This window comes from Pseudomonas sp. B111, from assembly GCF_026428275.1.
Lineage (GTDB): Bacteria > Pseudomonadota > Gammaproteobacteria > Pseudomonadales > Pseudomonadaceae > Pseudomonas > Pseudomonas aeruginosa.
In genome coordinates this window covers 717,597-744,260 of the sequence record NZ_CP097857.1, presented here as the reverse complement: position 1 = coordinate 744,260, position 26,664 = coordinate 717,597, and the positions used below count along the sequence as shown (strand labels likewise).

Here is a 26,664-nt window from a genome sequence, read left to right as displayed (position 1 = left end):
AGACATGATGAATCTGTCGCTACTCAGTCGCTATGCGTTTTTCGCCTGTATCGCCCTGTTCACCTTGCTCAGCCTGCCGTTCCTCGGCAGCACCGAATGGCTCTGGCCGTTCACCCTCCTGGGCGTGGCCCTGAGCCTGCTCGGCCTGTTCGACCTGATCCAGACGCCCCACGCGGTGCGCCGCAACTATCCGATCCTGGGCAACATCCGCTATCTGGTGGAAGGCATCCGCCCGGAGATCCGCCAGTACCTGCTGGAAGCCGACGGCGACGCCCTGCCCTTCTCCCGCGCCCAGCGCTCGCTGGTCTACTCGCGGGCGAAGAACGAAAGCTCGGAGAAGCCCTTCGGCACCCTGATCGACGTGTACACCGCAGGCTACGAATTCATCAGCCACTCGATGCGTCCGGCGCCGCTCAGCGATCCCTGCGAGTTCCGCGTCGACATCGGCGGGCCGCAATGCAGCAAGCCGTACTCCGCTTCGCTGTTCAACGTCTCGGCGATGAGTTTCGGCGCCCTCAGCGCCAACGCCATTCGCTCGCTGAACCGTGGCGCGCAGATGGGCAACTTCTACCACGACACCGGCGAGGGCAGCATCAGCCCCTATCACCGCGAGAACGGCGGCGACCTGGTCTGGGAACTGGGCAGCGGCTACTTCGGGTGCCGCACCCGCGATGGCAAGTTCGACCCTGAGCGCTTCGCCGCCCAGGCCCTCGACCCGCAGGTGAAGATGATCGAGATCAAGCTCAGCCAGGGCGCCAAGCCGGGACACGGCGGTATCCTGCCCAAGCACAAGGTCACCCCCGAGATCGCCGCCACCCGTGGCGTGCCGATGGGTGAGGATTGCGTTTCGCCGTCGCGCCACAGCGCCTTCTCCACGCCGATCGAGCTGATGCAGTTCATCGCCCAGCTGCGCGAACTGTCCGGCGGCAAGCCGGTCGGCTTCAAGTTCTGCCTGGGCCATCCATGGGAGTTCATGGGCATCGCCAAGGCCATGCTGGAGACCGGCATCCTCCCCGACTTCATCGTCGTCGACGGCAAGGAAGGCGGCACCGGCGCGGCGCCGCTGGAGTTCACCGACCATATCGGCGTGCCGCTGCGCGAAGGCCTGCTGTTCGTCCACAACACCCTGGTCGGCCTCAACCTGCGCGACAAGATCAAGGTCGGCGCCAGCGGCAAGATCGTCAGCGCCTTCGATATCGCCAGCGTCCTGGCCACCGGCGCGGATTGGGCCAACTCGGCGCGCGGCTTCATGTTCGCCATCGGCTGCATCCAGTCGCAGAGCTGCCATACCAACAAGTGCCCGACCGGCGTCGCCACCCAGGACCCGCTGCGCCAGCGCGCGCTGGTGGTGCCGGACAAGGCCGAGCGGGTGCGCAACTTCCATCGCAACACCCTCAAGGGCCTGGCCGAGATGCTCGCCGCGGCGGGCCTGGAACATCCCTCGCAGCTCGAAGCCAAGCACCTGGTGCGACGCATCACCGACACCGAAATCCGCCTGTTCTCGCAGCTGCACTACTTCCTCAAGCCGGGCGAACTGCTTTCCGGCAAGATCGAGGGCGAGTTCTACGAGCGCATGTGGAACATGGCGCGGGCCGACAGCTTCGACGCGGCGGCCTGAGCCGCCGCCCTCGCACGCAAGAAAAAGCCGGAGGCATCGCTGCCTCCGGCTTTTTCATGTCCGCGTAGATCAGCCCAGCAGGATGGTCGCCCAGGTCACGGTGATCACGGTGAGGGCCACGAACTGCGCGGCGCTGCCCATGTCCTTGGCATTCTTCGACAGAGGGTGGCGTTCCAGCGAGACGCGGTCGACGGTGGCCTCGATCGCCGAGTTGAGCAGCTCGACGATCAGCGCCAGCAGGCACACCGCGATCATCAGCGCGCGTTCGCCGCGACTGACGTCGAGGATGAAGGCCACCGGGATCAGCACCACGTTGAGCAGCACCAGTTGGCGGAAGGCGGCTTCACCGCGGAAGGCGGCGAGGAAACCTGCGAGGGAATAGCCGGTGGCGTTGAGGATACGCTTGAGGCCGGTCTGGCCTTTGAAGGGGGAAGGCGACACGTCGGGTTCTCATCGATTCGGAAGGCCGGCAGTCTAGCCGCCGGCTGGTCAAAAAAGCGTTAAGCCGTCTCTCAATGAGAAGCGGGAACCGTCTCCATTTGTTGCAGCAGCAGCGCGGCCTGGGTCCGGGTGCGCACGTTGAGCTTGCGGAAGATCGCCGTGACGTGGGCCTTCACCGTCGCCTCGGAAACGTTCAGGTCGTAGGCGATCTGCTTGTTCAGCAACCCTTCGCAGACCATGGTGAGTACCCTGAACTGTTGCGGGGTGAGGCTGGCGAGCCCGGCGCTGGCGGCCTTGGCCTCCTCGCTGAGGGCTTCGGCGGCGGCATCCTGCGGCGGCCACCAGGTGTCCCCGTCGAGCACCGCGCGCACCGCCTGCTGCAGGGTTTCCAGCGGGCTGGACTTGGGAATGAAGCCGCTGGCGCCGAACTCGCGGGAGCGCTGCACCACCGCGGCCTCCTCCTGTGCCGAGATCATCACCACCGGCACCTGCGGGTATTGCCCGCGCAACAGCACCAGGCCGGAGAAGCCATAGGCCCCCGGCATGTTGAGGTCCAGCAGGACCAGATCCCAATCGGCCTTCTCGTTCAGCCGCGCTTCCAGTTCGGCGATGCTGGCGGCTTCCACCAGGCGCACGTCGGGACCCAGCCCGAGGGTGAGGGCCTGGTGCAAAGCGCTGCGAAACAGGGGGTGATCGTCGGCGATCAGGATCTCGTAAGAAGCCATGACATGTCCTAGTTTGTTCGGCCCAGCCGAGGCGGCGCTCAGGATGCCGACCGAGGGCGGACCGGTCAAGCCGAATGAGGGATACCTCGTACACCGCGTTCGTCTTTTCAAACACCCCGGCTTGCTGGCAGAGTGGCGGACCCTCCCCGCCCCGTCGAGCGAGCCATGCGAAGCCAAGCCCTGCGTGCCGATGTCCTGATGCTGATCACCGCCATGATCTGGGGGGTGTCGTTCGTCGCCCAGCGCCTGGGGATGGACGCCATCGGACCGTTCCTCTATACCGGCCTGCGCTTCGTCCTCGGTGCCCTGGTGCTGGTGCCACTGCTGATGCTGCGCTCGCGACGCGACGGCGCGCAACCCTTCAATCGCGGACAGTTGCTCGCCGGTGTGATCCTCGGCGTCGCCCTGACCACCGGGATCAACCTGCAACAGGTCGGCCTGCTGTTCACCAGCGTGACCAACTCCGGCTTCATCACCGGGCTCTACGTGATCGTCGTGCCGTTGCTCGGCCTGCTGTTCGGCCAGCGCACCGGCGCGGGCACCTGGCTGGGGGCGTCGCTGGCGGTGCTCGGCATGGCCCTGCTGAGCATCGGCCCGGGCTTCCAGGTCGCTTCCGGCGACTGGCTGCAACTGGCCGGCGCGGTGGTCTGGGGCGCGCACGTCCTGCTGGTAGGCCTGTTCGCCAGCCGCTACGACCCGATCCGCCTGGCCTTCCTGCAGTTCGCCACCTGCGCGGCGGTCAGCCTGCTGCTGGCACTGGTCTTCGAGGAAATCCACTGGGACGCCATCGTCCAGGCCGGTCCCGCCCTGCTATACGGCGGCCTGCTCGGCGTCGGCACCGGCTTCACCCTGCAGGTGGTGGCGCAGAAGCACGCCATCGCTTCCCATGCGGCGATCATCCTGTCCCTGGAAGCGGTGTTCGCCGCCATCGCCGGCGCCCTGTTCCTCGCCGAGACCCTGCACCTGCGCGGCTATTTCGGTTGCGCGCTGATGCTGGCGGGCATGCTGGTGGCGCAGTTGTGGCCGCGCAAGCTCGCCGCCGAAGCGCGCCCGGCCTGACACTCAGCCACGGAACGGCGCCAGGGCACGGTGCGCCGGGCTGGCCTCGTCCAGCGGAATGTGCCGCTTGGCGCCCAGGTAGCGCTCGCTGAACACCTCCAGGTAGGCGCCGAGCGCCTCGCCCGCAGCCTCGTCGCCAGCAAGGTCCAGGCACAGCGCCGCCACTTCGGCGGTGCACAGGTGCTCGCCACGGGTCGAGCGACGCAGGCGATAGCGCGAGAGCTGCTCGGGCAGCAGGCTGAGCACCGGGAACGGCTCCAGGTAAGGACTCTTGCGGAACATCTTGCGCGCCTCGGTCCAGGTCGCGTCGAGCAGGATGAACAGCGGTCGCTTGCCTTCCGCCAGCGGGGCGACCTCGTTCACCACCCGCTCCGCCGCCACGTATTCGCCGGGGAACACCAGGTATGGCTGCCACTGCGGGTCGGCCAGCAACTCCAGCAAGCGCGGGTCGACCTCGGTGCGCGACCAGCCGAAGGCGAAGGTGTCGGCCACGGTATCGGCGATCAGCCAGCCGGTGTTGGTCGGTTTCAGCGCCTCGATGTCGTGCATGACCAGGCACATGCCTGCGCGCGCCTCGACCCGCGGCCGCCAGGCGCACATGCAATAGCTCGGCAGCAGCCGACAGCCTTCGCAGCGCGGCATGCGCGAACCGCGCGCGACGAAGGGTTTCAGGCTGCGCGCCAGGCGCTCCTGGCGCAAGCGGGAAACGGCATGGCTCATCGGGCAGGCTCCCGATACGGAAAGGACGGGCGAAGGAACATCGAAGACTCGAGGAAACGGGCTGGAAAGCGACCGCGAAATTCTATCAGAGCCCGCGTGGCTCCTGCTTTGTCGGACAACTTCCGAGGCCGCGAAAAAAAATTCTTCACAGGGGCCTCAGACGTCTAGTTAGAGCGGGATGCGATCCCTATAATCCGCCCCCTTTTTCGACACCGGGCAGCCGGCTCCGCCCGCTGACCTTACTGCCTCTCCAGACGAGTGACGCCCCCCTTGCTCGAGATCCGCAACGTGACCCGCCGCTTCGGCGACTTCACCGCCGTCGACAATGTCAGCCTGACGATCAACACCGGCGAATTCTTCACCCTCCTCGGCCCTTCCGGGTGCGGCAAGACCACCCTCCTGCGCATGCTCGCCGGCTTCGACCAGCCGGACAGCGGCGAGATCCGCCTCAACGGCCAGGACCTCGCCGGCGTCGAGCCGGAGAAGCGCCCGGTGCATACGGTGTTCCAGAGCTACGCGCTGTTCCCGCACATGAGCGTGGCGCAGAACATCGCCTTCCCGCTGAAGATGGCCGGAGTGGCGAAGAGCGAGATCGACGCCCGCGTCGAACAAGCCCTGAAGGACGTGCGCCTGGCGGACAAGGGCGGGCGCATGCCGACACAGCTTTCCGGCGGCCAGCGCCAGCGCGTGGCGATCGCCCGCGCGCTGGTCAACCGGCCGCGCCTGCTGCTGCTCGACGAACCGCTGTCGGCGCTGGACGCCAAGCTGCGCGAAGAAATGCAGATCGAACTGATCAACCTGCAGAAGGACGTCGGCATCACCTTCGTCTATGTCACCCATGATCAGGGCGAAGCCCTGGCGCTGTCGCACCGCATCGCGGTGATGAACCAGGGCCGGGTGGAGCAGCTGGACACCCCGGAAACCATCTACAGCTTCCCGCGCAGTCGTTTCGTCGCCGACTTCATCGGCCAGTGCAACCTGCTCGACGCCACAGTCGAGGCGGTCGACGGCGAACGCGTGCGCATCGATCTCCGGGGCCTGGGCGAGGTCCAGGCGCTGAAATCCTTCGACGCCCAGCCCGGCGAGGCCTGCGTGCTGACCCTGCGGCCGGAGAAGATCCGCCTGGCGCAGAGCGTCACCGCCGACAGCGACGAGGTGCACTTCCGCGGCCGCGTCGCCGAACTGCTCTACCTGGGCGACGTGACCCTGTACATCGTCGAGCTGGAGAACGGCGAGCGCCTGGAAACCCTGCTGCCCAACGCCACGCCCGGCCGGGCCAAGTTCTTCGAGGTGGGCGACGCGGTGGAAGCCGCCTGGCGCTTCGATGCCGGCCACCTGGTCAGGGCCTGAGACGATGAGAAAGAACCTCGGCAAGTGGCTGCTGGTCTGGCCGCCGCAAGCGTATCTGCTGTTCTTCTTCCTGGTTCCGGCGCTGATCATGCTGTTCGCCTCGTTCCGCTTTCCCGGCGACTACGGCGGCCTGGCGCCCTGGATGTACAGCGAGGACGGGCAGACCGTCTACGACCTCAGCGTGGAGAACTACACCCGGCTCACCGAGAGCTGGGTGTACCTGCAACTGTTCGTCAAATCCTTCGGCTACGCCCTGGTCACCACCCTGGCCTGCCTGCTGCTCGCCTACCCGGTGGCGACCACCCTCGCCCGGGCCCCGGCGAAGTGGCGCAACCTGCTGATCCTGCTGGTGATCCTGCCGTTCTGGAGCAACCTGCTGGTACGCGTCTACGCCTGGATGATCATCCTCTCGCCGTCCGGTGCCCTGACCCGCGGGATCAACGCCGCGCTGGACCTGTTCGGCGCGCAGCCGATCAGCCTGATGTTCACCCCGTTCGCGGTGATCCTGTGCATGGTCTACGTGCACCTGCCGTTCATGATCCTGCCGCTCTACGCCAACCTGGAGAAACACGACCCGGCCCTGCTCGACGCCGCCCAGGACCTCGGCGCCGGTCGTTGGCAACGCTTCTGGCGGGTGACCTTCCCGCTCTCGCTGCCGGGCGTGGCCGCCGGCGCGGCACTGGTATTCATCCCGGTGCTGGGAATGTTCGCCATCCCCGACCTGGTCGGCGGTACCGACGGCATCATGATCGGCAACCTGATCAAGAGCCAGTTCCTCGACTCCCGCGACTGGCCGTTCGGCAGCGCGCTGTCGATCGCCCTGACCGGCTGCATCCTGCTGCTGGTCGCCCTCGGCATGGGCGCCGCGCGCGCCCGCAAGGGAGGCGCCCATGCGTAGGCCCTACCTGCTCTGGAGCGCCACCGCGCTGGTGTACCTGTTCCTCTACGTACCGCTGGTGATCGTGGTGCTGTACTCCTTCAACGACTCGCGGCTGAACGCCGAGTGGGTGAGCTTCACCCTGGACTGGTACCGCAAGCTGTTCGGCAACCGCGACATGCTCCAGGCCGCCGCCAACTCGCTGGTCATCGCGCTGGTTTCGGCCAGCGTGGCGACCCTGCTCGGCACCCTCGCCGGGGTCGCCCTGCATCGCTTCAAGCTGCGCGTGCTGCCCCTGCTGGTGCTGACCCCGATCGCCATTCCGGAACTCCTGATGGGGGTCTCGCTGGTGATCTTCTTCATCGGCCTGAACATGAGCCTGGGCATGCTCTCGGTGACCCTCGCGCACATCACCTTCTCGGTCGGCTTCGTCGCCCTGGTGGTGCAGGCGCGCATGTCGGGCATGGACGAAAGCCTCACCGAGGCGGCCCGCGACCTCGGTGCCACGCCCTGGCAGAGCTTCCGCCTGGTGACCCTGCCGCTGATCATGCCGGGCATCGTCGCCGGCGCGCTGATGGCCTTCACCCTGTCCATCGACGACTTCGTGATCACCTTCTTCACCGCCGGCGGCGGCTTCGCCACCCTGCCGACGCAGATCTACACCATGATCAAGATCGCCGTGACGCCCGAAGTGAACGCCGTCTCCACCCTGCTGATGCTGCTCACCCTGGTGCTGATCGTGATCGCCTCGAAACTCTCCCCCAGCGCCATCAAGGGCCATTGATCCGCCGAAACCCGCGGGCCTCCCGGAGAGGCCTGCGGCCTTGCCCTGCTCCGGTTTCCGGAGCCCTGCCACCCCGTAACAAGGAACCATGATGAAAAAGCTGTTGCTCGTCGCAACCCTCATGGCAGGAGCCGCCCAGGCCACCGCCGCCGAGAAGCTGTATCTGTTCAACTGGAACGACTACATCGCCGAGGACACGCTGAAACGCTTCGAGCAGCAATGTGGCTGCGAGCTGGTGCAGGAGTTCTATTCCGGCACCGAGGAAATGATGGCCAAGCTGGCCGCCGGGGCCAGCGGCTACGACGTGATCATCCCGACCCAGAACGCGGTCGAGGCGCTGATCCGCAAGGGCGACCTGCTGGAGCTGGACAAGAGTCGCCTGGCGAACCTGAGCAACGAGGCCGCGGGCTACCTCGACAAGGATTTCGACAAGGGCAACCGCTATTCCCTGCCCTACGCCTTCACCACCACCCTGGTCGGCTACAACAAGACCGAGCTGGACAAGCTGGGCATCGACCCCGCCGACTGGTCGGTGATCTTCGACCCGGCGGTCCTGGAGAAGATCAAGGGCAGGGTCACGGTGATGGACGACCCGCAGGAACTGTTCGGCGCCGCCCTGAAGTACCTCGGTCACTCCGCCAACGACACCGACCCGCAGCACTGGAAGGAAGCCCAGGCGCTGATCCTCGCGGCCAAGCCGTACTGGGCCGCGTTCAACTCGTCGAGCTATATCAAGGAGCTGACCCTGGGCAACATCTGGGTCGCCCATGGCTACTCCAGCGACATGTACCAGGCCAGGGCCGACGCGGAGGCTGCCGGCCGCGCCTTCAAGGTCGACTTCGCCCTGCCCCGCCAAGGTGCGGTGCTGGCCATCGACAACATGGTGATCCACAAGGGCTCGAAGAACCCTGACCTGGCCTATCGCTTCATCGACTTCATGCTCGACGGTCGGAACGCTTCCGAGCTGACCAACCAGATCGGTACCGGCACGCCCAACGCCGCCGCCCTGCCCTTCATCAAGCCGGAAATCAAGACGCTCGCCGCCCTGTTCCCGGACGCCACCACCCAGGCCAGGCTGGAGCCGCTGAAGGACCTGAACTCGCGCCAGCGACGCGCCCTGAACAAGCTCTGGACAGAGATCAAGCTGCGCTGATCCGCACCGCTATCGACGAAAGGGCGACCCTCGGTCGCCCTTTTGCGTTTCCGTGCCCCGCCCCGAACGCGGTAACATGGCGCCCATTCGCCACCGTCCGTCCCGGGAATGGGCCGACGGAAACAATTCGCCCCCTCCATCGGTCGAATCCGCTTATTGCCCCAGGAGATCTTCGATGTCGCGCTTCATGGCCCTTGCCCTTTGTTTCGTCCTGCCCACCGCCGCCCATGCCGCCTCGCTCAAGGATTTCGAACTGAGCAAGATGCTGGAGAAAGTGGCCAAGGAAAGCAGCGTAGGCACTCCCCGCGCCATCAACGAAGACATCCTCGACCAGGGCTACACCGTCGAAGGCAACCAGTTGATCAATCACCTCAGCGTACGCGCCAGCCACGCCGAGCGCATGCGCTCCAACCCGGACAGCGTGCGCAGCCAGCTCGGCGATAGCGTGTGCAGCAACACCGGCTATCGCCAGTTGCTCGCCCGCGGCGCGATCCTCACCTACAGCTTCACCGAGTACAAGACCAACCAGCCGGTCGCCACCGAACGCTTCGATGCCGGCAGCTGCCGCATCCAGGGCAAGAAGTAAGCGCGCCGCGCGGTCGCCATGCTGGACAAGCAGCATCTGCTGAAGATCGCCAGAACGCCGATGCCGTTCGGCAAGTACCAGGGACGGATGCTGGTCGACCTGCCGGAGGAGTACCTGCTGTGGTTCTACAAGAAAGGCTTCCCGCCCGGTGAACTCGGGCGGCTGATGCAGTTGACCCTGGAACTGAAGATCGACGGGCTGGACGGGCTGCTCAAGCCGCTTCGTCCCCCCGCTCCGTAGGCGAATGACGTCGCCGACGCTATCCGCCGATACCCTGCCCACACCCTGCCTTCGCCAGACACCCGCCCCCGTTCGGCAGGGCGAATAACGCCACAGACGTTATCCGCCGATACGCAGCCGAACTCAGCGCAACAACGCCGGATCGCCCTTGCCGGCCACCGCCGCCGCTTCCTCCGGGGTCAGCAGCGCGGTGCGCGGCACCTCCATCAAGCGGGCGCAAGCCGCCAGCACGTTGCCCCAGCAGGCGCGGTTGGCGAACTGCATGCCCGCCTCGTCGAGGGTGCCGCCGCGGTTGCGATAGCCGAGTACCGAGGTGCGCCGGGCATCCGGCAGGATCGGCCAAAGATGACCGCGCGCCACTTCCGCGCGCATATGGGTGAGTAGCACGCGGCGCTCATGGCTATCCGGGAACAGTCGTTCCACCAACGCCTCGTCGGCCACCGCCTCGACCTCCCAGCGATCGCGCGGCGCGCGGAAGCGTCCCGGCTCCTGCAGGTAGACCAGCCGGTAGGCCTGCCCGGCCTCGGCCAGACGCTGCGCGGCGCGGCGCATCTGTTCAAGCTGGTAGCTGCCGTTGGCGATCAGCAGCAGTGGATCGGAGCCGCAGCGCTCCTCGACCAGGATCGCGCCGTCGCAGGCCAGGCGCTCGGCCTGGACGGCGTCGAACACCATCGGCCGGTCGCGCTTGGGGATCACCAGGCAGGCCAGTTGCCCCCGGCTGCGGTAGATCGTCGGTAGCAGCGCCAGGGCGCTGTTGTGATCGGCCGGGAAGAGCACCCGGACCATGTCGCTCATCTCGCCAAGCAGGGCCTCGCAGAAGGTGGTGTCCTGGTGCGACTGCTGGTTCTTGCCGTTCTCCCAGGTATGCGAAGTAGCGACCAGCGGCCAGCCCAGCCAGCCGGCCGGACGCCCGACTTCCTTCTGCTGGCGGGCGAAGATCAGGGTCTGGCGCACCGCGCCGAGCATCTTCACGCAGAACGCCTCGTAGCTGGCAACCAGGTTGAGTCCGCCCTGGTTGGCCAGGCAGGCGGACACCACCGCCTCCTCGTTGAGCGCGGTGATGACCCGACCGCTCACCGATTCCAGTTCGCTCTCCGGCTCGCTGACCCGATGCTTGAGCACCTTGAGCACGCCGCCGAGGCGGTTGCTGGCCAATTCGTCGGGATTGCCGACCCGGGCGCGCAGGTCGGGGTTGGCCTCCACCAGTTCGGTATAGAAGCGGTCCAGCGCGGCCATCGGCGAGCACGCGTCGTCGCGATAGCGAAGCGGCGGGATGATCGGTTCGATGGGATGGCGCAGGGCCAGCGGGTTGTCCCGTTCGAGGGGACGCTCGCCGCGCTGCTCGGCGAACAGCCGGCGGGCCAATTCGAGAGCCTCAGGCTCGACCCAGAGTTCATTTGCATGCTGGTTGAACAGTTGCCGGGCCTGTTCGTCGTTATGCGGATTGCCCGGCAGCGGCAGGTTGTGCGCGGCGTTGCTGCCGGCGCCATAGAAGCCGAAGCCCTTGACCGTCTCGGCGATGCCGTAGGGAATCGGCAGCGGGTAGCGGAGGATGCCGCTGTTCTTCTCCTGCACGCGCCGCTCCAGGCGCTGCTCCATCTCCCAGAGCGTACAGACGAAGGCGGCCGGGTCGCGCCCATCGAAGCTGATCGGATCGAAGCCGCAGCGGCGCAGATGCAGCTTGAAGCCCTCCAGCCCCTCATGGGTGCCCAGTTCGGTGCGCTGCTCGATGCGCCGGCCATTGGCGATCATCACCGGCAGCGCCGCCCCGCAATCCTCGGCTCGCCACCAGCGCGGAATCCAGTCGCTGCCGCGCTGTTCCTCGGCGGCACCATCGGAGAGGAACGCCACCAGGGTCTCGCCGGGCAGCGGCATGTGCGCGTACTGCAATTCGGCGAAGCCGAGGTAGCCGCCCTCGGCGATACCGCCGGCGGTATGCGGATTCACGTGGCTGCCCAGTGGCGCCGCCGGTGCGCCGTTGGGGGCCTGGGCATAGCCGTAGAAGTCCTGCAGCAAGCGGTTCAGCCCTTCCTCGCCGTCGGCATAGGCGCGCTCCTGCTCCGGGTGCAGGTTGCCGGTGAGGACGTTCAGCGCGTCGATGGCGGCCACGCAATGGCCCTGGCCCATCAGCCAGGCGCGAGTCTTGCCGGTCAGGACGTTGAGTGCCAGATAGCCGGCGTAGGCCGGGACCATGTTCAGGGCTCCGCCGGTGTGGCCCTCGGGCTGTGTCTTGAAATCCTCGGCCTGCAACGGCTGGCCGTCCAGGCGGATGCGCCGGGCGTAGGTCATGTGCACGACGATGCGCAGGGCGCTGGCGGTCAGCCGGTCGAGGGCGCGGAACAGCTGGTAGACGCTGGCCAGGTCCGGTTGCAGCCCGGCTTGGACCAATTGATGAGCGGTGCGGAACACGGCGGCGCGGGTCTCTGCGCTATGCTGGAGCGGACCATGGCCTTGCAGCCACGCGGCAAACGCCGGCTCGGCCGCCGCATGGGCAAGCAACTCGTCCTGACTGGGCAGAATCTGACTCATGGTGGGTAGCCTCCCTAGTGGTGCCTTGCAGTCTAGGCAGCACACGGCAAAGGGCGCTGACCTGCATCAAGCTCCCCGCCCCCGATTCGTTCACCCTGGCCCTGTACGAAGGTTCCATGGCATTCCACGATCCCCGAAAGGTATCGGGGTGTCGACAGAGCTCTGACGGAGGAGGCTCGATGGCATCACTGACGTTTCTAGGCGCCGCCCAGGAGGTCACTGGCTCCTGTTATCTGCTGGAAACCCTCGATGGCGTGAAGGTCCTGCTCGAATGCGGCATGCGCCAGGGGCGCCGCGAAGCCGACAACGGCAACCGCGCGCCCTTCCCCTTCGATCCCGCAAGCATCGACGCGGTGGTCATCTCCCACGCCCACCTGGACCACAGCGGCCTGCTGCCGCGCCTGGCGGCCGAGGGCTTCAAGGGCCCGATCTTCGCCACCGAGGCCACCTGCGAACTGCTGGAACTCATGCTGCTGGACTCCGCGCACATCCAGGAAAAGGACGCCGAGTGGGAGAACCGCTGGCGCAACCGGATCGGCAAGCCGAGCATCAAGCCGCTGTATACCCAGGCCGACACCGAACGCGCACTCAAGCTGCGCCGGCCGATCAGCCTCGGCAGCACAGTGGCGGTCGCTCGCGGCGTGCGGGTGACCTTTCACAACGCCGGGCACATCCTCGGCTCGTCGATCGTCGAAGTGCAGTTCCACGACCAGGTGCAACCGCGCCGCCTGGTGTTTTCCGGCGACCTCGGCAACACCTGCTCGCCGTTGATGCGCGCGCCCTCGCCGCTGAGCCGGGCCGACGTGGTGATGCTCGAATCCACCTACGGCGATCGCGATCACCGCGACAGCAACGACACCCTGGAGGAACTGGCGGCGATTCTCGACCAGGCGCATCGCGACGGCGGCAACGTGCTGATCCCGTCGTTCGCCGTCGGTCGCACCCAGGACCTGCTCTACTACCTCGGCCGCTTCTACCAGGAGGGCCGCCTGCCTCAACAGGCGGTATTCCTCGACAGCCCGATGGCCGCCCGTGCCAATGGCATCTACCTGCGCCACAGCAACGAGTTCGACGACCGCGACCGCGAGTACATTCGCGGCACCGGCACCACCCGCCTGGAGGAATGGCTGCCGGTGCTGCGCGTCACCCGCAGCGCCGACGAGTCGATGGCGATCAACCGGATCAAGAGCGGCGCGGTCATCATCGCCGGCAGCGGCATGTGCACCGGCGGCCGTATCGTCCATCACTTCAAGCACAACCTCTGGCGCCCGGAATGCCATGTGGTATTCCCCGGCTTCCAGGCGCGCGGCACCCTGGGCCGCAACATCGTCGACGGCGCCAGCGCGGTTCGCGTGTTCCACCAGCGCATCGCGGTCAAGGCGCAAATCCATACCCTCGGCGGCTTCTCCGCCCACGCCGGGCAATCACAGCTGCTCGACTGGGTCGCTCACTTCGCCCACCGTCCAGCGCTATACCTGATACATGGCGAGCGGGAAAAGATGGAAGCGCTGCAGGGCGCGATCCGCGAGCGTCTCGACTGGGATGCCGAGATACCGAAACCCGGCGAACGCATCGAGATCTGAGCCGCCGTCCGCAACTGTCACGCAGTCCGTGGCAGTATGCGGATGACCGCCTGTCCAGGGTGGTTGTAGAAGGAGTATGCGAATGCCCTACGAAGCCGATGACTATCTTTCCCGGCACTTCCAGACCAGCGGCACCGACCTGGCGCGGAAGGTCGACGAACTGGCGGCCCTTGCGGCTCCCGGCGACAGCCCCAATCTCGCGCTCTACCGCGAGATGCTCTTCACCGTGACGCGCATGGCCCAGGCCGACCGCAACCGCTGGGACGCCAAGATCATGCTGCAGACCCTGCGCGAGATGGAGCATGCCTTCAGCGTCCTCGAGCAGTTCAAGCGGCGACGCAAGGTCACCGTGTTCGGCTCGGCGCGCACGCCGGTCGAACATCCGGTCTATGCCCTGGCGCGCAAGCTGGGCGAGGAACTGGCCCGCTACGATCTGATGGTGATCACCGGCGCCGGCGGCGGCATCATGGCCGCCGCCCACGAAGGCGCCGGGCTGGAGAACAGCCTGGGCTTCAACATCACCCTGCCCTTCGAGCAGCACGCCAACCATACGGTGGACGGCAGCGGCAACCTGCTGTCGTTCCACTTCTTCTTCCTGCGCAAGCTGTTCTTCGTCAAGGAAGCCGACGCCCTGGTGCTCTGCCCCGGCGGCTTCGGCACCCTCGACGAGGCGCTGGAAGTGCTGACCCTGGTGCAGACCGGCAAGAGCCCGCTGGTGCCGATCGTGCTGCTCGACCAGCCGGGCGGCCGCTACTGGGAACACGCCCTGGAGTTCATGCAGGAACAGTTGCTGGAGAATCACTATATCCTGCCGGCCGACATGCGCCTGATGCGCCTGGTGCATTCGGCCGAAGACGCGGTGAAGGAAATCGCCCAGTTCTACCGCAACTTCCACTCCAGCCGCTGGCTGAAAGGCACGTTCGTTATTCGCCTGAACCACGCCCTGAACGAAGCCGCGCTGGCGCACCTGCACGAACACTTCGCCAGCCTCTGCCTGAGCGGCGGCTTCCAGCAGCAGGCCTACAGCGAGCAGGAACAGGACGAACCGGAGTTCCGCAACCTGACCCGCCTCGCCTTCGTGTTCAACGGGCGCGACCAGGGGCGTCTGCGGGAATTGCTGGACTACATCAACCTGCCGGAAAACTGGGACTGAAGCTGCCGCTCCGGCACGCGCTCAATCGTCGCTGCGACCGTTCAACAGGCGGCTGATCGACTCCATGGAGTAACCCCGGTACGCCAGGAAGCGGCCCTGCTGGGCCTTTTCCCTGGCGTCCTGCGGCAGGCGGGCGAACTTGCGGCGCCAGACCTCGCGCAATTGCGCACTCCAGTCGACCTCGCAGGCACCCAGCGCCCTTTCGATATCGGCGCGCGGCAGACCGCGTTGCGCCAGTTCCTCACGGATGCGCAACGGCCCATGGCCGCTACGGGCGCGACTGGCGATGAAGCTTTCGAGATAGCGGGATTCGTCGAGCAGACCTTCCTCGGCCAGGCGGTCGAGGGCAGGGTCGATCAACTCGGCAGACGCGCCACGCTGGCGCAACTTGCGGGAAAGCTCGGCGCGCCCGTGCTCACGGCGCGCCAGCAGATCCATGGCCGCCCGCCGCACGGCGACGGGCGTATCGAGCACGGTCGCCATTGGCCTCAATCGGCTTCGGCGTCAGCCACTTCTTCGGCGTCGGCCTTCACCGGACCGCTCTTGGCCAGCAGCTGGTCGCGGATGGTCTTCTCCAGCACCGAACCGATCTCCGGATTGTCTTCCAGGTACTTGGCGGCGTTCGCCTTGCCCTGGCCGATCTTGCTGCCCTGGTAGCTGTACCAGGCGCCGGACTTCTCGACCAGGCCCAATTGCACGCCCAGGTCGATGATCTCGCCGGTACGGTAGATGCCCTTGCCGTAGAGGATCTGGAACTCGGCCTGGCGGAACGGCGGGGAAACCTTGTTCTTCACCACCTTGACGCGGGTTTCGCTACCCACCACCTCGTCGCCTTCCTTCACCGCGCCGGTACGACGGATGTCCAGGCGGACCGAGGCGTAGAACTTCAGTGCGTTACCGCCGGTGGTGGTTTCCGGGTTGCCGAACATGACGCCGATCTTCATGCGGATCTGGTTGATGAAGATGACCAGGCAGTTGGCGTTCTTGATATTGCCGGTGATCTTGCGCAGCGCCTGGGACATCAGGCGTGCCTGCAGGCCGACGTGGGCGTCGCCCATCTCGCCTTCGATCTCGGCCTTGGGTACCAGCGCGGCCACGGAGTCGACGATGATCACGTCGACCGCGTTGGAGCGCACCAGCATGTCGGTGATTTCCAGGGCCTGCTCGCCGGTGTCCGGCTGGGAGACCAGCAGGTCGTCGACGTTGACGCCCAGCTTGCCGGCATAGTCGGGATCGAGCGCGTGCTCGGCGTCGACGAAGGCACAGGTGGCGCCCTGTTTCTGGGCCTCGGCGATCACCGAGAGGGTCAGGGTGGTCTTGCCCGAGGATTCCGGACCGTAGATCTCGACGATCCGGCCCTTGGGCAGGCCGCCGATGCCGAGGGCGATGTCCAGGCCCAGGGAGCCGGTGGAGATGGCCGGGATCGCCTGGCGCTCATGGTCGCCCATGCGCATGACCGCGCCTTTGCCGAATTGGCGTTCGATCTGTCCCAGGGCCGCGGCCAGGGCGCGCTTCTTGTTCTCGTCCATTGAAGTCCTCGCGAAGTCAGGGCGGCCGGACGGCCACGAACAACTGTATAAGTAGACAGTATTATTCCACAGGGCAAGTCGCTCGCCTACCCCCGACGGGAAGAATGTTCCGAACGGTTGCCCGCAGGCGCGGCTAGCCCGGGTTCTCGCCGTTGCTCATGCGCAGCAGGCCGGTCAGCGCGGTCGCCACCGTCTGCCGGCGCACGGCGTCGCGGTCGCCGTTGAACTGGCAGCGCTCACTGACCAGCCGCTCGCCGTCGGCCCAGGCCAGCCAGACCGTGCCTACCGGCTTTTCCGGCGAGCCGCCGTCGGGCCCGGCGACACCGCTCACCGCCACCGCGAAACGCGCCCCGCTGTGCCGCTGGGCGCCGCGCACCATGGCCTCGACCACTTCCCGGCTGACCGCGCCGACTGCCAGGAATAGCGACTCGGGCACCTCCAGCTGGAGGGTCTTCTGGCGGTTCGAGTAGGTCACGTAGCCAGCCTCGAACCAGCCCGAACTCCCCGGGATGCGGGTGATCGCCTCGGCGATGCCGCCACCGGTGCAGGATTCCGCCGTGCTGACCTGCTCGCCCAGGTAACGAAGGCTTTCGCCGAGGCGGGCGGCCAGTGCGGTCAGGTCGGACTCCATCAGGGTCATCACTGTTCTCCAGGGTAGAAACGGAAAGGGACTACCCTACACCATCGGCTTTTCCATTCAGAAGCAGCTTTCGGACAAGCGCAACCGCGCGAAGGCAGCGAATGCGCGAACATGCGTGCTCCATCACCGTCCAAGGAAAGGCCCCCCATGAACATCGCGCCACTCAAGGTCTCTCTGCTCTCCCTCGCCCTGCTCCTCTCCCCCGTAGCCAGCCTCCCCGCCCATGCGGCCTGCACCGCCAACCTGGCCCTGCAACCCGCCAGCAGCCTGCCCGCGCTCGGCGGGCGCCTGGTCTACCACAGCTATATGGAGTACGGGGACGGCTCCTCGAACCTCTACCTGCACGACTTCAAGAGCAAGAGCACCCGCCAGCTCAACCAGCCCGGCTGGAACATCGAGGACCCGATGAATGCGCATTTCTCCCCGGACGGCCGCTACCTGACCTTCATGGGCCGCCAGAATGGCGCCTGGCACGTGTTCGCCTGGGCCATCGGCGGTACCCAGGCGCCGAGCAACCTGACCGCGGCCATCGGCGGTCGCAACGAGGATCCGAAGTTCTCCTTCGACGGCCGCCAGGTCGTGCTCAAGCACGAGGGCGACATCCGCCTCGCCACCCTGGTCTTCAATGGCGATGGCAGCGTCGGCGTGAGCGCCTGGAAAGCCGTGACCGGCGACGGCTGGAGCACCGAGGAGTCGATGCCGTTCCTCACCCCCTCAGGCAAGTACGTGGTCTACGCGACAGGAGCCGGCGACAGCCTGCGGGTGGTGCGCAGAAACCTGGAGAACGGCCAGGTCAGCGCCCTCGCCACCCCGGCCGCGGGGGGCCGCGACTATTACCCGGTGGTACGCGACTATACCGCCTACTTCCTCTCGCGCACCCAGCCGGCCGGCAACGACCAGTTGGCCATGGTCGTACCCAACAGCCCGCCCGGCACCCCGGCGATCCTGCCGCTCAACCACTGCCAGGGCGACAATTCCGACGCCGCGCCGGTGAACGAGGACTACCTGATCTTCTCCAGCACTTCGTTCGACCCGACCTACAGCCTGCTCCTCGGCGACATCGCCGCGGCGCGGGTCTGGCGTCTCGACCCGGCGCAGATCAACCTGCCCGACGGTCGGCAGAAGCTCGGCGCCAGCTATACCGCGGCACGCTGAAAGCAGCCCGCACAGGCGCGGACCTGAGGGTCCGCGCCGGTTCCGAACGGACCCGACACAGGCCGGTGAATCGGGTTAACATTGCCCTCTTTTGCACCGTCCAAAGCCCGCTTCCGAAGGCCCGTATGACCGACCTCTCTCAGCACACGCCAATGATGCAGCAGTACTTCAAACTGAAGCATCAGCACCCCGACCAATTGATGTTCTATCGCATGGGCGACTTCTACGAGCTGTTCTACGAGGACGCGAAGAAGGCCGCCAAGCTGCTCGACATCACCCTGACCGCGCGCGGCCAGTCCGGCGGCAAGGCGATCCCGATGGCAGGCATTCCCTTCCATTCGGCGGAGGGCTACCTGGCCAAGCTGGTCAAGCTCGGCGAGTCGGTGGCGATCTGCGAGCAGATCGGCGACCCGGCCACCAGCAAGGGGCCGGTGGAGCGCCAGGTGGTGCGGATCATCACCCCCGGCACGGTGAGCGACGAGGCGCTGCTCGACGAACGCCGCGACAACCTGCTGGCGGCAATCCTCGGCGACGAGCGCCTGTTCGGCCTCGCCGTGCTGGACATCACCAGCGGCCGCTTCAGCGTCCAGGAGATAAAAGGCTGGGAAACCCTGCTGGCCGAACTGGAGCGCCTCAACCCGGCCGAGCTGCTGATTCCCGACGACTGGCCACAGGGCCTGCCGGCGGAGAAGCGCCGCGGCGTACGTCGCCGCGCGCCGTGGGACTTCGATCGCGACTCGGCGCACAAGAGCCTCTGCCAGCAATTCGGCACCCAGGACCTGAAAGGCTTCGGCTGCCAGAACCTGACCCTGGCCATCGGCGCCGCCGGCTGCCTGCTCGCCTACGCCAAGGAAACCCAGCGTACCGCCCTGCCGCACCTGCGCAGCCTGCGCCACGACCGCCTCGATGACACGGTGATCCTCGACGGTGCCAGCCGCCGCAACCTGGAGCTGGATATCAACCTCAGCGGTGGCCGCGAGAACACCCTGCAATCGGTGGTCGACCGCTGCCAGACCGCCATGGCCAGCCGCCTGATGAGCCGCTGGCTGAACCGTCCGCTGCGTGACCGCGCGGTGCTGGAAGCCCGCCAGGAGTCCATCGCCTGCCTGCTGGAACGCTATCGCTTCGAGAACCTGCAACCGCAGCTCAAGGAAATCGGCGACCTCGAACGCATCCTCGCCCGCATCGGCCTGCGCAACGCCCGCCCTCGCGACCTGGCGCGCCTGCGCGACGCGCTGGCGGCGTTGCCGGACCTGCAGAACGCCATGACCGAACTGGAAGCGCCGCACCTGCAGGCGCTGGCCACCACCATCGGCACCTATCCCGAACTCGCCGAACTGCTGGCCAAGGCGATCATCGACAACCCGCCGGCGGTGATCCGCGACGGTGGCGTGATCAAGACCGGCTATGACGCCGAGCTGGACGAGCTGCAGGCGCTGAGCGAAAACGCCGGGCAATTCCTGATGGACCTGGAAGCGCGCGAGAAGGCCCGCACCGGCCTGCCCAACCTGAAGGTCGGCTACAACCGCATCCATGGCTACTTCATCGAGCTGCCACGGGTGCAGGCCGAACAGGCGCCGGCCGACTACATCCGCCGGCAGACCCTGAAAGGCGCCGAGCGCTTCATCACGCCGGAACTGAAGGCCTTCGAGGACAAGGCGCTGTCGGCCCAGAGCCGCGCCCTGGCCCGCGAGAAGGCACTCTACGAAGAGCTGCTGGAACGCCTGATCGGCCATCTCGCTCCGCTCCAGGACAGCGCCTCGGCGCTGGCGGAGCTGGACGTGCTGGCGAATCTCGCCGAACGCGCGCTGAACCTCGACCTGAATCGCCCGCGGTTCGTCGAACACACCTGCCTGCACATCGAGCAGGGCCGCCATCCGGTGGTCGAGCAGGTGCTGGAGACACCGTTCGTGGCCAACGACCTGGCGCTGGATGCCGACACCCGGATGCTGGTGATCACCGGTCCGAACATGGGCGGTAAATCCACCTACATGCGGCAAACCGCGCTGATCGTGCTGCTTGCGCACATCGGCAGCTTCGTTCCGGCTGCGCGCTGCGAGCTGTCCCTGGTGGACCGCATCTTCACCCGCATCGGCTCGTCCGACGACCTTGCCGGCGGCCGCTCGACCTTCATGGTGGAGATGAGCGAAACCGCCAACATCCTGCACAACGCCACTGACAAGAGCCTGGTGCTGATGGATGAGGTCGGCCGCGGCACCAGCACCTTCGACGGCCTGTCGCTGGCCTGGGCAGCGGCCGAGGACCTGGCCCGGACTCGCGCCTTCACCCTGTTCGCCACCCACTACTTCGAGCTGACCGTACTGCCGGAAAGCCAGCCCGCGGTAGCCAACGTGCACCTGAACGCGACCGAGCACAATGAACGCATCGTGTTCCTGCACCATGTACTGCCGGGACCGGCGAGCCAGAGCTACGGCCTCGCCGTGGCCCAGTTGGCCGGCGTGCCGGCCCCGGTAATCCAGCGCGCCCGCGAACACCTCAAGCGCCTGGAAACCACCAGCCTGCCGCACGAGATGCCGAGCCAGCAGAGCGGCAAGCCCGCCTCGCCGATGCAGAGCGACCTGTTCGCCAGCCTGCCGCACCCGGTGATCGATGAATTGTCGAGGATCAATCCCGACGATATCAGCCCGCGGCAAGCTCTCGATCTGTTATATGCATGGAAGATGCGGGTCTGACGGACTACCGCACAAGCTGCTAGAATCGCGCGCGCTTAGCCGCCCGCCTGAGGAGAGAACTAGAAAATGACCTTCGTCGTCACCGACAACTGCATCAAGTGCAAATACACCGACTGCGTGGAAGTCTGCCCGGTAGACTGCTTCTACGAAGGACCCAACTTCCTGGTCATCCATCCGGACGAGTGCATCGACTGCGCCCTGTGCGAGCCCGAATGTCCGGCCCAGGCGATTTTCTCCGAAGACGAAGTGCCGGAGAACATGCAGGAATTCATCGAGCTGAACAGCGAGCTGGCGGAAGTCTGGCCGAACATCACCGAGAAGAAGGATGCCCTGCCCGACGCTGAGGAATGGGACGGCGTCGCCGGCAAGCTCCAGCATCTGGAGCGCTGATACGCCAAGGCCCGCAAACAGCGGGCCTTTTCTTTGGCGACGAGTAAAACGGCAGGCAAAAAAAAGGGGCGGGGTATTACCCCGCCCACTCTTCAGTCCCTCGTCATCATCCTGATGAATCGCCTCCCTGGCGACGTCCCTTCCCCGATCCTTCGGGGTTGCGTGTTCCCTGTACGCAGGAGTGATATTAGCGATTCCCTGTGCTCCCGCAACCTGCCAGAAAACCCAGCGAAGCTTCTTCGGCAGTCATTTTAGAAAAATATATTCCTTTATTTTCAATAATTTACTTAAATTCACCGAGTGTTTTTGGCAAACCTCCCGGGCATTTATCTACTTAGGCTCACACACTGTGTAAGTTAATGCTTACAAGAGCAGACACAAAAAACCCGGCGAACGCCGGGTCTTCCGTGGGCCTGAGGATTTCCGTCACTGGAACAGCGCGTCACTCGACAGGCCGTTCTTCTCCAGGATCTCCCGCAAGCGCTTCAGCGCCTCGACCTGGATCTGACGAACCCGCTCGCGGGTCAGGCCGATTTCCTGGCCGACCTCTTCCAGCGTGCTGCTTTCGTGCCCGCGCAAGCCGAAGCGGCGAATCACCACCTCACGCTGCTTGTCGGTGAGTTCCGTCAGCCACTGGTCGATGCTTTCGCTGAGATCGTCATCCTGCAGCAGCTCGCACGGATCGGTGGGGCGATCGTCGGTGAGCGTATCCAGCAGGGTCTTGTCCGAGTCCGGACCAAGAGAGACGTCCACCGAAGTCACCCGTTCGTTCAGGCCGAGCATGCGCTTGACCTCGGCGACCGGCTTCTCCAGCAGGTTGGCGATTTCTTCGGGTGAAGGTTCGTGGTCGAGCTTGTGGGTCAGTTCCCGCGCCGCACGCAGGTAGACGTTGAGCTCCTTGACCACATGGATCGGCAAGCGAATGGTCCGGGTCTGGTTCATGATGGCCCGTTCGATGGTCTGGCGGATCCACCAGGTGGCGTAGGTCGAGAACCGGAATCCGCGCTCCGGATCGAACTTCTCCACGGCGCGGATCAGGCCTAGGTTGCCTTCCTCGATCAGGTCGAGCAGGGACAGTCCGCGATTGACATAGCGCCGGGCGATCTTCACCACCAACCGCAGGTTGCTCTCGATCATCCGCTTCCGACCAGCGGGATCGCCCTTCTGCGCCAGACGAGCGAAGTGGACTTCCTCTTCGGGCGTCAACAGGGGCGAGAAACCGATTTCGTTGAGATACAGCTGCGTTGCGTCCAACGCGCGCGTGTAGTCGATGTGCTTGTGTTGTTTGGAAGAGAAGGAAGTGGTGGCTTTTGGAGTTGCCCGGGGAGAAGGCTGCTCGTCGGCAGACGACTCGTCCAGCATGATGCCGGGCTCCAGGAGGAGCACTTCATCATCGTGGTCAAACTCCGGCCCTTCTTTTTTGAGTGCCATGTCGTTATCCCTTGCATGAGTTCGACTCAAGCCCGGGCGATTCCTTTCCCGCTGGACACGCCCGGACCCGCTCACCTACATGATGTGGGCGGGCGAACTCCCGGTCAGCGACGTGGCAAATATTGCAGTGGATCGACAGGCTTACCCTGGCGGCGAATCTCGAAGTGCAGCTTCACCCGATCGGTTCCTGTGGAGCCCATCTCGGCAATCGATTGCCCTACCTTGACCTGTTGCCCTTCCCGCACCAGCAGCCTGCGGTTGTGACCGTAGGCACTCACGTAGGTCTCGTTGTGTTTGATGATGACCAACTCGCCGTAGCCCCGCAAACCACTACCGGCGTATACAACGGTCCCACCAGACGCAGCCAGGACAGGCTGGCCCAATTGACCGGCTATATCAATCCCTTTATTCAAACTTCCGTTTGAGGCAAAACGGCCGATCAGAGTACCGCTCGCAGGCCATGCCCAACCGCCCACCGCAGGCCCCGCGACGACGGGAGTCGCGCCGCTGCTGGGTGGGGTCGTGGTCGAGGCCGGAGCCGGTGCGGGCTTGACAGGTACCGACGTACTAACAGCGGGTGGAACCGGGGTAGGCTTGGTCGCCACGGGCGGAGCGACGACCGGCGTGTTTTTCGCGACGGACGGTTGCGCCGGTGCCCGCCCACCAAATTGGATAGCTTGACCGACCTGGATGGTATAGGGCGGCGCGATGCCATTGCGCGCGGCCAGGGCTTTCCAGTCCCAGCCGAAGCGGAAGGCAATGGAATACAGGGTGTCGCCGCGGCGCACGATGTACTGCCCGCTGGTGACCGGCGTACGCCGCGCAGCGGCAGGCGCGGAACCGTTGCGATCGACGACCTTGACCCCGCCGGGAGGCGACGACGAACAGGCGGCGAGAAGGGAACAGACGACGGCCCCGAGCAACAGGTGGCAGCCACCGTAGAGCCGAGTCCATTGCCGCAGGGTCGCTGCTAGCCTCAATCCTTCCCCCTTATCCATCTTCTTCGCTTTCGTTCAATCGGGCCGGCGACGCCGGCCGCCGGCTCAGGCGATCGGGCCGTTGAGCAGCGGGACGAAACGTACCGAGTCGAGTACCTGGCGGCTGAACCCGTCCTCGGTGCGGACGATCAGCATCAGTTGCTGGACCTCGCCGCCACCGACCGGGATCACCAGACGGCCCCCCGGCGCCAACTGGTCCAGCAACGACTGCGGGACTTCCGTGGCCGCCGCGGTGACGATGATTCCATTGTAGGGAGCCAACGCCGACCAGCCCTCCCAGCCATCGCCCCAACGAAAGACAACATTACGCAGGTTTAGCTCCGCAAGACGCTCCTTGGCCTTGTCCTGCAACGCCTGGATCCGCTCGACGGAGAAGACCCGCTCGACCAGTTGCGCCAGCACCGCGGTCTGGTAGCCGGACCCGGTACCGATCTCCATGACCTTGTCCAGCGGGCCGGCCGCCAGCAGCAACTCGGTCATCCGCGCCACCATGAACGGCTGGGAAATGGTCTGGTTGTGGCCGATCGGCAGGGCAGTGTCTTCGTAGGCGCGATGCGAGAGCGCCTCGTCGACGAACAGATGACGCGGCGTGCGGCGGATCACCTCGAGCACGTGGGCGTTGGACAGACCTTCTTCGTACAGGCGCTGGATCAGGCGCTCTCGGGTACGCTGGGAGGTCATGCCGATACCCCGGCGATGCAGGTCTTCGGACATCACGTCAGTCCTCCCAGCCACTCGTCGAGGCCGCCGAAGGCTTCGTGGAAGGTACGGTCCAGCTGCAACGGAGTGATCGACACGTAGCCTTGCATGACCGCGTGGAAATCCGTCCCCGGCCCGCCGTCCTCGGCATCGCCGGCCGCGGCGATCCAGTAGCCTTCCTTGCCGCGCGGATTGACCACCTTCACCGGTGCGGCGGCACGGGCGCGGTGCCCGAGGCGGGTCAGCTGGATACCGCGTACGCGATCCAGCGGCAGGTTCGGGATATTGACGTTGAGCACGGTACGCGGCGGCACGGCCAGGCGCTCGTGGGCGGAGACCAGCAGGCGGGCGAAGTGCATGGCGGTGGGCAGGTTGTCCGTCAACCGCGAGACCAGCGAGAAGGCGAAGGCCGGCCCCTTCAGGAAGCGCCCTTCGATGGCCGCCGCCACGGTACCGGAATAGAGGACGTCATCGCCGAGGTTGGCGCCCAGGTTGATACCCGAGACCACCATGTCCGGCAATTCCTCCAGCAAGCCGTTCAGGCCCAGGTGCACGCAGTCGGTCGGCGTGCCGTTGAGGCTGATGAATCCGTTGTCCAGGCGCTGCGGGTGCAGCGGGCGGTCCAGCGTCAGGGAACTGCTGGCGCCGCTCTTGTCCTGGTCGGGGGCGATCACTACGCAATCGGCATGATCCGCCAGCGCGTCGTAAAGCGCGGCGATACCGGGTGCGGTCACCCCGTCGTCGTTGGCAATCAGTATGCGCATGGGTTTTCCGTCTGCCCTGTCGGTACCAGGTCGAGGATTTCACGCACCACTACGGTGGCGAAACAACCGGCCGGCAGGACGAATTCCAGTTGCAGAACATCAGGTTCGGGATAATGCCACGCCAGCCCCTGGATGGGGAGCCGCAGGATGCGCCGTTCGTGCGCCATGCCCGCCTTCGCCAGCCAGCGGCAGAGCGCCGGCTCGCTCCCGGCCAGGGCCAGCTCGCGGTCGAGGACGCCGGCGCCGCTCGGCGGATCGCCCTCGCCCCAGAGCGGTCCGGTGGGGTGCAGGTCGAGGGCGGCCAGACGGGCATCGCGGCATTCTTCCTCGCCAGCGAGGAAAAAGCTGCGGCTGTCGGTGAAGGCCAGCAGGTCGCCAACCGCTGCCCGGTTCCAGCTACCCTCCGCGACCCGCTCGGCGAGCAGGCGGTTGAACAGGTAGCTGCGCCCGGCGGAAAGGAAGCGCGAACGCAGGTTGCGGTTCGCCGGCAGCAGGTCCTGTTCCGCGCAACTGCGCGCGTCGACCAGGTTGCCGCCGCCGTGGCCGAAGCGTTGCAGGCCGAAATAGTTGGGCACGCCGTCCGCGGCGATACGTTCCAAGCGCGCGTCGAGAACGGCACGCTCCGCCCGCAGCCCGGTCAGACGCAGGGTGAAGCCGTTGGCGGCATGCGCGCCTCGCTGCAACTTGCGCGAATGACGGGTGCGGCGAAGAATCCGCAGGTCCGCGCCCTCGGCTGCGCCCAGGTCGGGATCGGCCTTGCCCGGCAGGTGCAGGCTGAACCATTGCCGGGTCAGGGCCTGGCGGTCCTTCAACCCGGCGTAGCTGACGTTCTTCTGCTGCACGCCGGCGGCGCGGCCGAGGCGACGGGCCGCCTCCTCGGTGTTCAATCCGCGCTTTTCCACCCACAACCAGAGGTGCTCGCCTTCACCGCTGAGGGGAATGTCCAGCACCTCGTCGACCTGGAAGTCCTCGGCCACGGCCTTGAGCACCGCCTCGCCGCAGGCTGCCCCATGGGCGCGCGGCCCGAGCAGGTCGAGTTCGCCGAGAACGCTCATCGGGCCATCAGCAAAGCGACCGCATGTACAGCAATGCCCTCTTCGCGTCCGGTGAAACCTAGCCGCTCGGTAGTGGTGGCCTTGACGTTGACCTGGTCGACCGCGACGCCGAGGTCCTCGGCGATCGACCCGCGCATGGTTTCGATGTGCGGCGCCATCTTCGGTGCCTGGGCGACGATGGTGGCGTCGACGTTGCCGACCTTCCAGCCCTTCTCGGCGACGATGGCGACCACGTGTCGCAGCAGCGCGCGACTGTCGGCGCCCTTGAACCGCGGGTCGGTGTCCGGGAAGTGCTTGCCGATGTCGCCCAGCGCCGCCGCGCCGAGCAGCGCATCGGACAAGGCGTGCAGCAACACGTCGCCGTCGGAGTGGGCGACCAGCCCATGTTTGTGGGGAATGCGCACACCGCCGAGGGTGATGAAGTCGCCCTCGCCGAAGCGATGCACGTCGTAGCCATGGCCAATTCGCATGAAAAAACGCCCTGGTTGGAAT

The 26,664-nt window shown here is 66.0% G+C and carries 26 protein-coding genes; 13 read left to right on the top strand and 13 right to left on the bottom strand.

The features are described from left to right. The first annotated feature begins 7 nt into the window (after window positions 1–7). Window positions 8–1,618 (top strand): FMN-binding glutamate synthase family protein, encoded by a 1,611-nt coding sequence (locus M6E97_RS03445; RefSeq protein WP_003092223.1) that lies wholly within the window; start codon window positions 8–10, stop codon window positions 1,616–1,618. A gap of 69 nt (window positions 1,619–1,687) precedes the next feature. Here the strand turns inward: M6E97_RS03445 and M6E97_RS03440 are convergent, their stop codons facing one another. Further along, complete coding sequence (locus M6E97_RS03440; RefSeq protein WP_033938397.1) at window positions 1,688–2,059, bottom strand: diacylglycerol kinase; 372 nt, start codon at window positions 2,057–2,059, stop codon at window positions 1,688–1,690. Window positions 2,060–2,130: 71 nt separating this feature from the next. Further along, window positions 2,131–2,784 carry a response regulator transcription factor ErdR gene (gene erdR / locus M6E97_RS03435; protein ID WP_003092229.1) on the bottom strand — a complete coding sequence of 218 codons (654 nt, stop codon included), beginning with the start codon at window positions 2,782–2,784 and terminating at the stop codon, window positions 2,131–2,133. Between the two features lie 132 nt (window positions 2,785–2,916). Here erdR and M6E97_RS03430 point away from each other — a divergent pair, with 132 nt between their 5' ends. Then, entirely contained in the window at window positions 2,917–3,843 is a 927-nt protein-coding gene (locus tag M6E97_RS03430) for a DMT family transporter (protein WP_003119360.1), read from the top strand. Window positions 3,844–3,846: 3 nt separating this feature from the next. Here the strand turns inward: M6E97_RS03430 and M6E97_RS03425 are convergent, their stop codons facing one another. Further along, on the bottom strand, window positions 3,847–4,563 hold the full coding sequence (locus M6E97_RS03425; RefSeq protein ID WP_003129964.1) for a tRNA-uridine aminocarboxypropyltransferase: 717 nt from the start codon (window positions 4,561–4,563) through the stop codon (window positions 3,847–3,849). 258 nt (window positions 4,564–4,821) lie between these two features. Here M6E97_RS03425 and M6E97_RS03420 point away from each other — a divergent pair, with 258 nt between their 5' ends. The 6 genes from M6E97_RS03420 to M6E97_RS03395 all read left to right on the top strand — a co-directional run bounded on the left by M6E97_RS03420 (window position 4,822) and on the right by M6E97_RS03395 (window position 9,553). Next, complete coding sequence (locus M6E97_RS03420) at window positions 4,822–5,913, top strand: ABC transporter ATP-binding protein (protein WP_003129962.1); 1,092 nt, start codon at window positions 4,822–4,824, stop codon at window positions 5,911–5,913. A 4-nt stretch (window positions 5,914–5,917) separates the two neighbouring features. Then, window positions 5,918–6,811, top strand: a complete 894-nt coding sequence (locus M6E97_RS03415) for an ABC transporter permease (protein ID WP_003092241.1) — start codon at window positions 5,918–5,920, stop codon at window positions 6,809–6,811. Then, window positions 6,804–7,574: an ABC transporter permease gene (locus M6E97_RS03410; RefSeq protein WP_003129959.1), complete on the top strand. Its 771-nt coding sequence runs from the start codon at window positions 6,804–6,806 to the stop codon at window positions 7,572–7,574. The genes M6E97_RS03415 and M6E97_RS03410 overlap by 8 nt, the downstream gene beginning before the upstream one ends. Window positions 7,575–7,662: 88 nt before the next feature. After that, on the top strand, window positions 7,663–8,727 hold the full coding sequence (locus M6E97_RS03405; protein ID WP_003113877.1) for a polyamine ABC transporter substrate-binding protein: 1,065 nt from the start codon (window positions 7,663–7,665) through the stop codon (window positions 8,725–8,727). Window positions 8,728–8,902: 175 nt separating this feature from the next. Beyond that, a complete protein-coding gene (locus tag M6E97_RS03400; RefSeq protein ID WP_003092248.1) occupies window positions 8,903–9,313 on the top strand; it encodes a quorum-sensing-regulated virulence factor family protein in 411 nt (136 codons plus the stop codon). 18 nt (window positions 9,314–9,331) lie between these two features. After that, on the top strand, window positions 9,332–9,553 hold the full coding sequence (locus M6E97_RS03395) for a DUF3820 family protein (RefSeq protein ID WP_003092249.1): 222 nt from the start codon (window positions 9,332–9,334) through the stop codon (window positions 9,551–9,553). Window positions 9,554–9,676: 123 nt separating this feature from the next. Here the strand turns inward: M6E97_RS03395 and M6E97_RS03390 are convergent, their stop codons facing one another. After that, entirely contained in the window at window positions 9,677–12,082 is a 2,406-nt protein-coding gene (locus M6E97_RS03390) for a xylulose 5-phosphate 3-epimerase (protein WP_033938395.1), read from the bottom strand. Between the two features lie 179 nt (window positions 12,083–12,261). Between M6E97_RS03390 and M6E97_RS03385 the strand changes: the two genes are divergently transcribed. Together M6E97_RS03385 and M6E97_RS03380 are read left to right on the top strand one after the other, a co-directional pair. Continuing rightward, window positions 12,262–13,665 (top strand): MBL fold metallo-hydrolase RNA specificity domain-containing protein, encoded by a 1,404-nt coding sequence (locus M6E97_RS03385; protein ID WP_009313549.1) that lies wholly within the window; start codon window positions 12,262–12,264, stop codon window positions 13,663–13,665. Window positions 13,666–13,747: 82 nt separating this feature from the next. Next, entirely contained in the window at window positions 13,748–14,818 is a 1,071-nt protein-coding gene (locus M6E97_RS03380; protein ID WP_003092255.1) for an LOG family protein, read from the top strand. Between the two features lie 21 nt (window positions 14,819–14,839). On the opposite strand, the gene recX is transcribed toward M6E97_RS03380, so the two are convergent. The 3 genes from recX to M6E97_RS03365 form a co-directional block, all read right to left on the bottom strand. Then, the gene (gene recX, locus M6E97_RS03375; protein ID WP_003119355.1) at window positions 14,840–15,301 is read right to left on the bottom strand and encodes a recombination regulator RecX; all 462 of its coding nucleotides are present in this window, start codon (window positions 15,299–15,301) and stop codon (window positions 14,840–14,842) included. A 5-nt stretch (window positions 15,302–15,306) separates the two neighbouring features. Beyond that, the gene (gene recA, locus M6E97_RS03370; RefSeq protein WP_003092260.1) at window positions 15,307–16,347 is read right to left on the bottom strand and encodes a recombinase RecA; all 1,041 of its coding nucleotides are present in this window, start codon (window positions 16,345–16,347) and stop codon (window positions 15,307–15,309) included. Window positions 16,348–16,480: 133 nt separating this feature from the next. Further along, the gene (locus M6E97_RS03365; protein ID WP_003129950.1) at window positions 16,481–16,987 is read right to left on the bottom strand and encodes a CinA family protein; all 507 of its coding nucleotides are present in this window, start codon (window positions 16,985–16,987) and stop codon (window positions 16,481–16,483) included. 147 nt (window positions 16,988–17,134) lie between these two features. Between M6E97_RS03365 and M6E97_RS03360 the strand changes: the two genes are divergently transcribed. The 3 genes from M6E97_RS03360 to fdxA all read left to right on the top strand — a co-directional run bounded on the left by M6E97_RS03360 (window position 17,135) and on the right by fdxA (window position 21,225). Continuing rightward, window positions 17,135–18,142: a TolB family protein gene (locus tag M6E97_RS03360; RefSeq protein WP_003098486.1), complete on the top strand. Its 1,008-nt coding sequence runs from the start codon at window positions 17,135–17,137 to the stop codon at window positions 18,140–18,142. 125 nt (window positions 18,143–18,267) lie between these two features. Beyond that, complete coding sequence (gene mutS, locus M6E97_RS03355) at window positions 18,268–20,835, top strand: DNA mismatch repair protein MutS (RefSeq protein WP_003113873.1); 2,568 nt, start codon at window positions 18,268–18,270, stop codon at window positions 20,833–20,835. 66 nt (window positions 20,836–20,901) lie between these two features. Next, the gene (gene fdxA / locus M6E97_RS03350) at window positions 20,902–21,225 is read left to right on the top strand and encodes a ferredoxin FdxA (RefSeq protein ID WP_003092272.1); all 324 of its coding nucleotides are present in this window, start codon (window positions 20,902–20,904) and stop codon (window positions 21,223–21,225) included. 426 nt (window positions 21,226–21,651) lie between these two features. Here the strand turns inward: fdxA and rpoS are convergent, their stop codons facing one another. From rpoS to ispF, 6 genes are all read right to left on the bottom strand, one after another. Continuing rightward, on the bottom strand, window positions 21,652–22,656 hold the full coding sequence (rpoS, locus tag M6E97_RS03345; protein WP_003113871.1) for an RNA polymerase sigma factor RpoS: 1,005 nt from the start codon (window positions 22,654–22,656) through the stop codon (window positions 21,652–21,654). 104 nt (window positions 22,657–22,760) lie between these two features. Next, window positions 22,761–23,654 carry a peptidoglycan DD-metalloendopeptidase family protein gene (locus tag M6E97_RS03340; RefSeq protein ID WP_023436003.1) on the bottom strand — a complete coding sequence of 298 codons (894 nt, stop codon included), beginning with the start codon at window positions 23,652–23,654 and terminating at the stop codon, window positions 22,761–22,763. 45 nt (window positions 23,655–23,699) lie between these two features. Continuing rightward, window positions 23,700–24,335 (bottom strand): protein-L-isoaspartate(D-aspartate) O-methyltransferase, encoded by a 636-nt coding sequence (locus tag M6E97_RS03335; RefSeq protein ID WP_003098558.1) that lies wholly within the window; start codon window positions 24,333–24,335, stop codon window positions 23,700–23,702. 32 nt (window positions 24,336–24,367) lie between these two features. Continuing rightward, window positions 24,368–25,117: a 5'/3'-nucleotidase SurE gene (surE, locus tag M6E97_RS03330; RefSeq protein WP_003092341.1), complete on the bottom strand. Its 750-nt coding sequence runs from the start codon at window positions 25,115–25,117 to the stop codon at window positions 24,368–24,370. Next, on the bottom strand, window positions 25,105–26,172 hold the full coding sequence (gene truD, locus M6E97_RS03325) for a tRNA pseudouridine(13) synthase TruD (RefSeq protein ID WP_009313546.1): 1,068 nt from the start codon (window positions 26,170–26,172) through the stop codon (window positions 25,105–25,107). Before truD ends, surE begins: the two co-directional genes overlap by 13 nt. Then, window positions 26,169–26,642 (bottom strand): 2-C-methyl-D-erythritol 2,4-cyclodiphosphate synthase, encoded by a 474-nt coding sequence (ispF, locus tag M6E97_RS03320; RefSeq protein ID WP_003092346.1) that lies wholly within the window; start codon window positions 26,640–26,642, stop codon window positions 26,169–26,171. Before ispF ends, truD begins: the two co-directional genes overlap by 4 nt. Window positions 26,643–26,664: the final 22 nt, after the last annotated feature.